The organism is Mucilaginibacter sp., from assembly GCF_036383575.1.
GTDB lineage: Bacteria > Bacteroidota > Bacteroidia > Sphingobacteriales > Sphingobacteriaceae > Mucilaginibacter.
On record NZ_DASVOB010000096.1, the window covers coordinates 1 to 9,540 of the forward strand.

Annotated in this window: 10 protein-coding genes; 6 read left to right on the forward strand and 4 right to left on the reverse strand. The window is 42.3% G+C overall.

The window, feature by feature from the left end:
• Positions 1-1,699: aromatic amino acid hydroxylase (locus VF500_RS03580; protein ID WP_330858356.1), on the reverse strand; the 1,699-nt coding region annotated here is incomplete at its 3' end.
• Positions 1,700-1,800: 101 nt separating this feature from the next.
• On the reverse strand, positions 1,801-2,760 hold the full coding sequence (locus tag VF500_RS03585) for a lysylphosphatidylglycerol synthase transmembrane domain-containing protein (RefSeq protein ID WP_330858357.1): 960 nt from the start codon (positions 2,758-2,760) through the stop codon (positions 1,801-1,803).
• Between the two features lie 258 nt (positions 2,761-3,018).
• Here VF500_RS03585 and VF500_RS03590 point away from each other — a divergent pair, with 258 nt between their 5' ends.
• From VF500_RS03590 to VF500_RS03600, 3 genes are all read left to right on the forward strand, one after another.
• The gene (locus tag VF500_RS03590; RefSeq protein ID WP_330858358.1) at positions 3,019-3,888 is read left to right on the forward strand and encodes a carbon-nitrogen hydrolase; all 870 of its coding nucleotides are present in this window, start codon (positions 3,019-3,021) and stop codon (positions 3,886-3,888) included.
• 132 nt (positions 3,889-4,020) lie between these two features.
• Positions 4,021-5,076: an agmatine deiminase family protein gene (locus VF500_RS03595; RefSeq protein ID WP_330858359.1), complete on the forward strand. Its 1,056-nt coding sequence runs from the start codon at positions 4,021-4,023 to the stop codon at positions 5,074-5,076.
• A gap of 214 nt (positions 5,077-5,290) precedes the next feature.
• Positions 5,291-5,698: a LiaF transmembrane domain-containing protein gene (locus VF500_RS03600; protein WP_330858360.1), complete on the forward strand. Its 408-nt coding sequence runs from the start codon at positions 5,291-5,293 to the stop codon at positions 5,696-5,698.
• 85 nt (positions 5,699-5,783) lie between these two features.
• On the opposite strand, the gene VF500_RS03605 is transcribed toward VF500_RS03600, so the two are convergent.
• Together VF500_RS03605 and VF500_RS03610 are read right to left on the reverse strand one after the other, a co-directional pair.
• Complete coding sequence (locus VF500_RS03605; protein ID WP_330858361.1) at positions 5,784-6,926, reverse strand: hypothetical protein; 1,143 nt, start codon at positions 6,924-6,926, stop codon at positions 5,784-5,786.
• Between the two features lie 33 nt (positions 6,927-6,959).
• A complete protein-coding gene (locus VF500_RS03610; protein WP_330858362.1) occupies positions 6,960-7,097 on the reverse strand; it encodes a hypothetical protein in 138 nt (45 codons plus the stop codon).
• A gap of 50 nt (positions 7,098-7,147) precedes the next feature.
• Between VF500_RS03610 and VF500_RS03615 the strand changes: the two genes are divergently transcribed.
• From VF500_RS03615 to VF500_RS03625, 3 genes are read left to right on the forward strand one after another with little or no spacing between them, the layout of a single operon-like run.
• The gene (locus VF500_RS03615; protein WP_330858363.1) at positions 7,148-8,002 is read left to right on the forward strand and encodes a LiaF transmembrane domain-containing protein; all 855 of its coding nucleotides are present in this window, start codon (positions 7,148-7,150) and stop codon (positions 8,000-8,002) included.
• A 37-nt stretch (positions 8,003-8,039) separates the two neighbouring features.
• Positions 8,040-8,375: a DUF4288 domain-containing protein gene (locus VF500_RS03620; protein WP_110583047.1), complete on the forward strand. Its 336-nt coding sequence runs from the start codon at positions 8,040-8,042 to the stop codon at positions 8,373-8,375.
• Between the two features lie 27 nt (positions 8,376-8,402).
• The gene (locus VF500_RS03625) at positions 8,403-9,437 is read left to right on the forward strand and encodes a sensor histidine kinase (RefSeq protein WP_330858364.1); all 1,035 of its coding nucleotides are present in this window, start codon (positions 8,403-8,405) and stop codon (positions 9,435-9,437) included.
• Positions 9,438-9,540: the final 103 nt, after the last annotated feature.

Below are 9,540 nucleotides of genomic sequence, written 5' to 3' on the forward strand. Positions count from 1 at the left end.
TATGTCCTTTTTGTTCAAGAAAATGTTTGATCTCGGCGGCTAATACCGGCTCTGCGCCTTCATGGTCAAGTATTTCCAGTATCTCCAAAGCGCAAAGCCAATCGTCATGATGATCTTTTTGCAGCTGCAGCCACACGTTACCTAAAAAGCCATAATCACCATGATTTATTCGACAATTACGCACCTGTTGATATAGCCTGTGCAGTTCTTTGGTTTTATGATCGTGCGCGGCATGATGGGTTTCTGTTTTTGATTTATAAACAATAGTTTCATATGCCTCTCTGTCGGCTGCCCCGCAAAATACCGAAACGATCTCTTCGCCAACAGCCATATCATAAACGCCCCAAGCCGGATCAAACAACACTGTTTCTTTTTTATCAGTAACGGTAACGTCATCAAAAGTGATTACCATGATCTTTTCTTCTGACGAGAGGATACTCTTCACGCCGCCTTTTAATTTGATACCGCTTTCAAAATACAGCTCAGTTTCCTGACCTTTTACTATACCCACCTTTTTTAAATCATCTTCCGAAAAATCCTCTAAAGCAATATCATAACCTTTCAGCTTACCAACCGGCGAACTGAAACCATCCTTATGATAATCTTTACCATGTTCTTTTAACTGTTTATTGTTCAGGGCCAGCGCGGTGGGCCCTGTGGTTTTAATAAAATAAGGTTTACCACCGGCATCTGTTTTAAAGTCGGTGATGTTGCCTGAAACCTGCAAACCCGAACTGTAAACCGCGGTACAGATATTTTTACTTTCAACTGCTTTTTTTAAACCGTAAGCGCCGCCTTTTCTGAAAGACATGGTGTTGGCAAACTCTTCGAGCACGTTGATCAGGTTCTGAAAATCGGGGGTTACAAAAAGCTGAGGCTGGGGCTGGGTAATATCATAGCTATACTTAACGGCATCAATAGTATACCAAAGCTTTTTGATATCCTTTTTCATGCAGGTTGAGCTTTCGCCGATGGATGAAAGCAGGCCCGCCCCATAGATCTTAGGCTGTTCTAATGTACCGATCAGGCCATACTCTACCGTCCACCAATGCAGGCGGCTCAGGAGGGCCATTTCTGATGGCTCGCCTATATTTTCCTGGCAATAAGTTACTAATTCTTCCGCCTTGATAATTTCCTGTTCATCGGCATCGGGCATTTCTTTTAATATCGATAAAGCCCGGATAGCCTCATACAGCTCAAAGTCCTGTGCCGAAAACATGGCTTTAGCCCCTATCGACCCAAAATAGCTCAGGTATTCGTGGTAATCCTTATCGGCAATAATAGGTGCATGTCCCGCCGATTCATGGATGATATCAGGTGCCGGAGTATATTCAATATGTTTTAACTGGCGGATATCGGCCGCTATAACTAGTACGCGGTAAGCCTGGTATTCCATAAAGGCAGCCGGTGGGATAAAGCCGTCAACCGTGACCGCCCCCCAGCCAATTTTGCCAAGAGCATCGTTCATCTCCTGCAAATTAGGGATATGCTCTATGGTTAACCCTGCTTTTTGCAAGCCGGGTATGTACGGGTAGTAGGCTACATCTTTAAGATAGCTGTAATTCTGGCGCATTACATAGCGCCACACCGCATGATCAATGGGTGTATAGTGCTCGTAGTGCTGGTCGACTATAAATTGCTTTAAATGACCGGGCAATGCCGCAACCTGCGGATTATTAAAATCATTAAAATGGCTCATTGATAAACTGACGATTTATAATATAACGCCAAGTTTAGCAGTTGGTTGCCATGAAAACAAACTTCAGTCTATTATTATGAAATTAGATTTAAAACAGAATATTATTCTTCTATTGGATGATTTTCCATCTTTGGTTCTTCTCCTTTTTTAAGTCCGCCGTCCAAACGCTTAGGAGCCAAAACGTAATATACTCCAAATAAAGCAACAATAATTGAGATCAGATAAAACCCGAAGCTCAGGTAAACTGCCATATCTTCGGCTAAGTTAAACTGGCGGGCCAATGTAAGGAACAGCGCGTCGCGGATACCGCCGCCACCTAAACTGAACGGAATAATTGCCGCTAACGATGAAAAAAGAAATGACAGCAGATATGGAGCAAATTTACCGTTGAAATCCTGCGCAAGCAGTAAGCAAACAATGGTAAGCAATTGCATGCTTTGTACGCCTATGGCTTTTAAATGCGCCTGTAAAAAGTTGTGGGTATATTCTTTAAAAAACTTACGGGCTACAAAGTAATAGATCACCGAACCAATCGATACTATGCCGAGTGGCCAGCCCAGGTGATAGGGGAAACTTGGGATTAAAATAATCAGGCCTACTACAATAGCGCCAATGGCCCAAAAACCGCTCAACCTATCAAACAGGATAGCCCAGAATACTTTTTTGGTTGGCAAATTATAACGTTTGTGCAATAGGTAAATTTTATAGCCATCACCGCCGATACCTCCGGGTAATAACACATTATAGCACAAGCCAAGAAAATATAAGCGAAGGTTAAAACGCCAGTCTAACCGTAACCCGATGGATTTGAAATAGCTTAATAACCGCCATGACGAAAAAAACATCGACCCTACATAACAGGCTATAGCGGCTGCAAGCCAGGCCCTGTTGGCATTGGCAAGGCGGTCTTTTATTTTAACAAAAGGTACGTTACTGAAAACCCAGTAAAGCAAACCACCGGTTACTACTATGATAAGGATTATTTTTACTACGCCCCAAAGCTTACCTTTCCAGGTTTTGTGTTCGGCACCTTCGTCAATGATGTCTTCTGGTTGTGTCATTCGGCTGCAAAGCTATGTTATTTTTTTATTTAGATGTACAGGATAGTCAATTAACAATTTTTCTTCATTTTGTTTTCACAAATATTAAAACCAGGAAATCAGCTAATTATTATAGCACGATTTTCCACATGGTTAACTTATCGTTCCCGCAGTTAAAAACATAACCATTGTAATCAAATATTCAACTCTGTGTAATCATAATATCAATTCGGTGAAATCCTAATAACAAAGTGTTATTTTTGCGCAAATTTTTTGGAGATGAGTAAAGTAAACGTTGGTTTAGTACAAATGACCTGTACTGCTAATAAACAGCAGAACCTGGAAAAGGCAATTGTTAAAGTAAGGGAAGCTGCTGCCAAAGGCGCACAAATAGTTTGTTTACAGGAACTTTTCACCTCGCTTTATTTTTGCGATGTTGAGGATTACGACAACTTTAAGCTGGCCGAAGCTATCCCGGGCCCTTCAACCGATGAACTTTCGAAGGTTGCTGCCGAGCTTAATGTAGTGATCATTGCTTCATTGTTTGAAAAACGTGCCCAGGGTGTTTATCATAATACCACCGCTGTTTTAGATGCCGACGGAAGTTACTTAGGCAAGTATCGCAAAATGCACATCCCTGATGATCCGGGCTTTTACGAAAAATTTTACTTCACCCCCGGCGACCTGGGCTACAAAGTATTCAATACCAAATTTGCCCGCGTAGGCGTATTAATTTGCTGGGACCAATGGTATCCTGAAGCAGCACGCATCACCGCCTTAATGGGTGCCGATATATTATTTTACCCAACCGCCATTGGCTGGGCCACTACACAAGATGAAGCCACCAATGTTGAGCAATACAACGCATGGCAAACCATCCAGCGTTCGCACGCTGTAGCTAACGGTATACATGTAGTAAGTGTAAACCGTGTAGGCGAAGAAGCAGGCGTAAAATTCTGGGGCGGTTCATTCTTTGCCAATCCATTTGGCGCGATCATTCATCAAACATCACATGATCAGGAAGAAGTTATTGTTCAGGAACTGGATCTGGATAAATCTGATTATTACAGAAGCCATTGGCCGTTTTTAAGGGATCGCCGTATTGATTCTTATCAGCCGATAACAAAGCGTTTGCTTGACGAGGACTAATCTCTTCTACATGTCATTGCGAGGAGGTACGACGAAGCAACCGCATACTGTACAGGGCCGCTCTGTATAGCATGCGATTGCCGCGCTACGCTCGCAATGACATACAGTTTTTCACATTTGCATCACCAAATTATGAGCCAACAAATTTCAACTATACTAACCCCTGCCTCGCAAGGATTTTCTTTCCCCGCCGAGTGGGCTAAACATACTGCTACATGGCTGAGCTGGCCTCACAAAGAAGCTTCATGGCCTGGCAAAATAGATACCATTTACGCACCTTATATTGAGTTTATCAAGGTAGTTACCGAAGGCGAGCTGGTACGCATTAACGTTGTTAACGAGGATATGAAAGCCTCCGTTATTTTCCAGTTGCAAAATGCCGGAGTCGATCTTAATAAAATAGAGATCTTTGAATTTCCTACTAATGATGCCTGGTGCCGCGATCATGGTCCGGCGTTTTTGGTAAACCCAACTACCAGGCAAAAAGCCATTGTGGATTGGGGTTATAATGCCTGGGGTGACAAGTATCCTCCATTCGATCTGGATGATGTGATCCCCACCAAAATAGGTAACCACTTTGGCTTACCTGTATTTAATCCTGGCATCGTAATGGAAGGCGGCTCAGTCGACTTTAACGGTAAAGGCACTATTTTAACTACTACAGCCTGCCTGCTCAACAAAAACCGTAACCCGCAGCTTAACCAGCAACAAATTGAAAGCTACCTGCAAAACTATTACGGCGCCGAGCAGATCCTTTGGCTGGGAGATGGCATTGTAGGCGATGATACGGATGGCCATATCGATGATATCACCCGCTTTGTGAACGAGGACACCGTAGTTACCGTTGTTGAGGAAGACAAAAACGACGAGAACTACCACATACTTCAGGAAAACCTTGAAACCCTGAAAACCATGCGCCTGCTTAACGGCAAACAGCTTAACATTGTTGAATTGCCGATGCCTGATGCAGTAGTTTATGAAGATACGCGCTTACCGGCATCTTACGCTAATTTCTACATTGCCAATTCGGCTGTGATAGTGCCTACTTACCGTTCAAAGAACGACGATAAAGCACTTGACATACTTACGCAATGCTTCCCCGACCGCAAGGTTGTCGGTATCGACAGCACCGACATTATCTGGGGCCTCGGCAGTTTCCACTGCCTGAGCCAGCAGGAACCGGAATAAGCCCCACCCAACCCTCCCCTGAAGGGGAGGGCTTTAAAAATATTCAGCTTTACTCACCTTACTATTAAAAGTCTCCCCCTTCAGGGGGGGATTTAGAGGGGGCTTTCACCGCCTTTATCCCCCATTTTACCGACATCTCCCCTTACATCGCCAAGTATTGATTGACCTGCCTGTTGCATCGCTGTAGATTTGGGTAACATTAAAACTTAAGACGATGAACAACGATATAATAAACACCGAAAACAAAAGAAATGGCAAAATCATGTTAGGAATAATTTTACTGGCCGCCGGTGGTTTATTTCTGATAGATCAGCTTGATGCCTTACTTATTCCCGATTGGCTTTTTAGCTGGCCAATGTGGTTCATAGCCTGGGGCGCTTACATGGGTGCCAAACATGACTTCAAAAAACCATCATGGATCTTCATGATGCTGATAGGCGTAATATTCCTGATCAATGAAAACGTTTATGACGCCGACCGTATAACCTGGCCAATTGCACTTATCATACTTGGTGCATGGATAGCCATCAGGCCCGCCAAACAAACCGACCGTGACTTTTGGGAAAAGAACGAAAAAGCCAAACAGCATTTCGACTTTGAACAGCCTAAAACAGAAGCTTAAACTCAACCATCCATCATATATCAAAGCCGGTGCATTTATAAAAAGCTCCGGCTTTTTGTATATAAATCGGCCACTTGTTTAAGATTTATAAGGCTACATAGAACCATGGCATTTTAAAAAGCCCAGGTTTTTCCATCACATGTACTGTTGAACCAACAGATGTGTGGTAATAAAAAGATTTGGTAACAGTGATATTTTCAATTTCGTGATGCTGTCCCCAACTATCTATCTGGATATGATAACTGGTTGTTTTTTTATGAGACACGTGCGCGGCTGTTACAATAGCAGGATACACCTGCGGCCGAAAGCCGTCAAAATAGCAATTGATGTTAATAGCAGCACCTAAACCATAACCTCCCGCCAATATGATCATCAAGGCCAGCTGCCCTACCCGGGAGCCATATGTTTTGTTAAATCCCTTAACTACCAGTGGTGCCAGAAATATAGCGCCCAAAACCAGGCTTGGGATCAATAAATTGTGATAATTTAATATGTGATAATAAAAGAAAGATTTCATCACAAGCAGCAATACCCCCATGTATAAACCCATCAGCAGGCCATTATATGCACTATTCTTTTTTGAAATCAGAGTTATCAGGCCGTTGCCCAGGTAAATGATAACAATGCCAACCAAAGGATAAAGCAATAAAATTATGTCAATGTCATTACTATCCAAAAACAAGAATAGAAAGATAAACATAAGCGCAAATGCCGAAAAATTGTAACCCCCCGAAATGCGGGCAGCGGTTTTAAATTTCACAGCCCGTTCTTCGTTGGTATAGCCTAATTCGGGATTAGCCAAAATTTGATCTTTTTCTGTCTCAAATTCTTCTTTGTTCAGGTCTCTGAGGTTTTCGCGTAACCATTTTGTTAATTCACCGAGGTTACCAATGCTTGAATAATCGCGAATTTTTATTTTAGTATAGCCTGCCTGTAAAGACTCAATAACAATTACCTTATCATTAATCCTGAAACCTTTAATATGGGTACGCAGGAGCTCTTTGGTACCAAACACGGTTGTTCTTACAATACTATCATCAGATATAGTAAGTTTACTTTTAAACTGGTTTATTAATGTGGCTACGCCAATTGTTCCAAATAAAATAGGGAGTATAATAAGCCCGTTAGCAGCTTTGGGTAGCAGGAACAATGAAAAAATAATTGCAGCTATTGCCACTGCGCCATAAAATATTCGCCAGCCTGTTGATATGGTGTATTCCTGTTCCATTTTTTGATATGATAAAGTTTAGTAATGGGTTATTTACTGATAAAAAAACGTCACAACATACAAATTTTTATTTTTGCCGCATGATAAAATATCAACCGCAACTTTTTCACCGCCAAAACATCCCCCTTTACCGATTTCTTTAAATATGTCACCAGTTTTTGTTTGGCTCAACTATAATGTTACCTTAGTTTTGGATATGATTTCAATTTGCAGATAATACAATGAACAACGATATAGAACATCCAAAAGATCCCAACAAAGGCAAGTCTGTTGCCGGGATCATTTTACTTGCTGTAGGCGGCATATTGCTGCTTCAGCAATTCCGAATTTTTTTCATACCCGATCATCTTTCCCTGTGGCCTTTATGGCTTATTTTCTGGGGTGTATATGTAGGTGCCAAGCATAATTACAAAAAAGCATCATGGGTTATGCTGGTAGCTTTAGGTGTCATATTTCTGATAACCCAAAATATTAACAATTCTGATCGCATAGTAGGCCCCTTAGCTGTAATTGGTTTTGGCATGTGGCTGATATTAAGGCGCAACAAACATTTTGATCCGCAGCAATGGAAAAACGATTTCAAAGGAGATAAATGGACCAATTGGGATAAAAAAGAACCCTTTCAGTTTGAAAAAACAGAACCTGTTGATTATACCGTAAAGGATGAAGGCGACCCAATCCCCCCTGTTGATCCGTATGCTCAAAAACAGCAGCAGTACAACACCAAATACTCCGGCGATGATTATATCGATACCGTATCTATTTTTGGAGGGGTTAACAAAACCATTCTTTCCAAACAATTCCGCGGGGGCGATATCGTTAACATATTTGGCGGCGCTGAACTTGATTTTACGCAAGCCGACATCAACGGCCGCATTATCATTGATATAACCCAGATCTTCGGCGGCACCAAAATTATTGTGCCATCAAACTGGCAGGTAGTATCTGACCTGGCAGCAGTTTTTGCCAGTGTAGATGATAAACGCATCAGGAGCACCGCAAGTGTAGGCAGCGAAAAGGTGCTGGTACTTAAAGGGGTATCCATATTTGCGGGTGTTGATATCCGCAGTTATTAATTAATCAAACCAGCTATTAACAATAAGCATTAACAACATGAACTGGTATGTAGCAAAATTAGTTTTTAGGGTGATAAGCGGGGATGGCGACCATCAGGCGCAGTTTGATGAGCAATTAAGATTGATCAGTGCAGATAACGAATTGGTGGCTTATGAAAAAGCCAACCGCATAGGTCACGCCAACCAGGATAGCTTCAAGAACATTGAAAAGCAAACCGTTAAATGGCAATTTATTGATGTGGCCGAACTTAACCAGCTTGGCGAACTTACCGACGGCACCGAGTTGTATTACAACATACACGAAACTCCTGATGCCGACCTGTACATTGCCTGGGCGCATCATAAGTCGGCCTTATTAGGAATCAGAAATTAAACCTTAAACCACAGAAAGCAACCCGTTTTGGAAGTCCCATCAATACAAACATCAAAACTATACGCGGCATTTGTAATATGCGGCCTGGCCTGGGCTGCATTGCAAACGTATATTATCCATAGTTTTGGGTTTTTATGGTTCACTGCCGCAACCGATGGACTAATGAGCGCCATATTGCTTTCATGTGCATGCTGGCTTATCAATAATAACTTACGCTATTACCAACCGGGTAAGGGCAGCTATATTAACCTGTTTATATGGTGTGTGGCGCTCGGTGGTATTTGCACCGCCGGCTGCCGTTACCTTTTACCGCTTATTAATACCGACCAGATCTATACAGGTTTCCTGGCCCAGTCATTAACCATCCGCTTTTTCACCGACTTTTTGGCGATAGGCTGGATGGCCATGATCAGTTTGCTGTGGTTTTCACAACTCGACCAAAAAGAAACCCTGAAACGTAAAACCGAAGCTGAGCAACTGGCCCGTGAGGCCGAGCTGTACAATTTAAGACAGCAATTACAACCTCACTTCCTGTTTAACAGTCTCAACTCCATCAATGCCCTTATTGGCTTTAAGCCTGATGAGGCTCGCAGGATGATCCACCAGTTATCTGATTTTTTACGCGGAACACTTAAAAAGGACGATCAGCTGCAGGTTAGTCTTACTGAAGAACTCGCACATCTTAATTTATACCTTGATATAGAGAAAGTACGATTTGGGCACCGTTTACAAACAGAAATAAGCTGTGACCCTAAATGCGGAACCGCTATACTACCATCCATGCTGTTACAGCCTTTGGTTGAAAATGCGATTAAATTTGGCCTTTATGATACCATAGGCGAAGTTACCGTGAGCATTCGCGGCGAGATTGAGGATGGCTACCTGAACTTAATGGTACAGAACCCGTATGATCCGCAAACATCAAAACCAAAAAAAGGTACAGGTTTTGGTTTGCGGGGAGTGCAACGGCGATTATATTTGCTGTATGCCCGCAATGATTTAATGGAAACCCATGCGAGCGATGATCTGTACACAACCATTATAAAAATACCGCAACTATGAAGCGAGCTTTAATTATTGACGATGAACCTTTAGCCCGCATGGTTGTAAGGGAATACCTGCTTGATTTTAAAGACATTGAACTTATACAGGAATGCAACGATGG

Bases quoted from the DNA above. Each gene is read 5' to 3' on its own strand.
- VF500_RS03620 (WP_110583047.1), top strand. From the start codon at position 8,040: ATGAACTGGTATGTAGCAAAATTAGTTTTTAGGGTGATAAGCGGGGAT.
- VF500_RS03590 (WP_330858358.1), top strand. From the start codon at position 3,019: ATGAGTAAAGTAAACGTTGGTTTAGTACAAATGACCTGTACTGCTAAT.
- VF500_RS03605 (WP_330858361.1), bottom strand. From the start codon at position 6,926: ATGGAACAGGAATACACCATATCAACAGGCTGGCGAATATTTTATGGC.
- VF500_RS03600 (WP_330858360.1), top strand. From the start codon at position 5,291: ATGAACAACGATATAATAAACACCGAAAACAAAAGAAATGGCAAAATC.
- VF500_RS03585 (WP_330858357.1), bottom strand. From the start codon at position 2,760: ATGACACAACCAGAAGACATCATTGACGAAGGTGCCGAACACAAAACC.
- VF500_RS03595 (WP_330858359.1), top strand. From the start codon at position 4,021: ATGAGCCAACAAATTTCAACTATACTAACCCCTGCCTCGCAAGGATTT.
- VF500_RS03615 (WP_330858363.1), top strand. From the start codon at position 7,148: ATGAACAACGATATAGAACATCCAAAAGATCCCAACAAAGGCAAGTCT.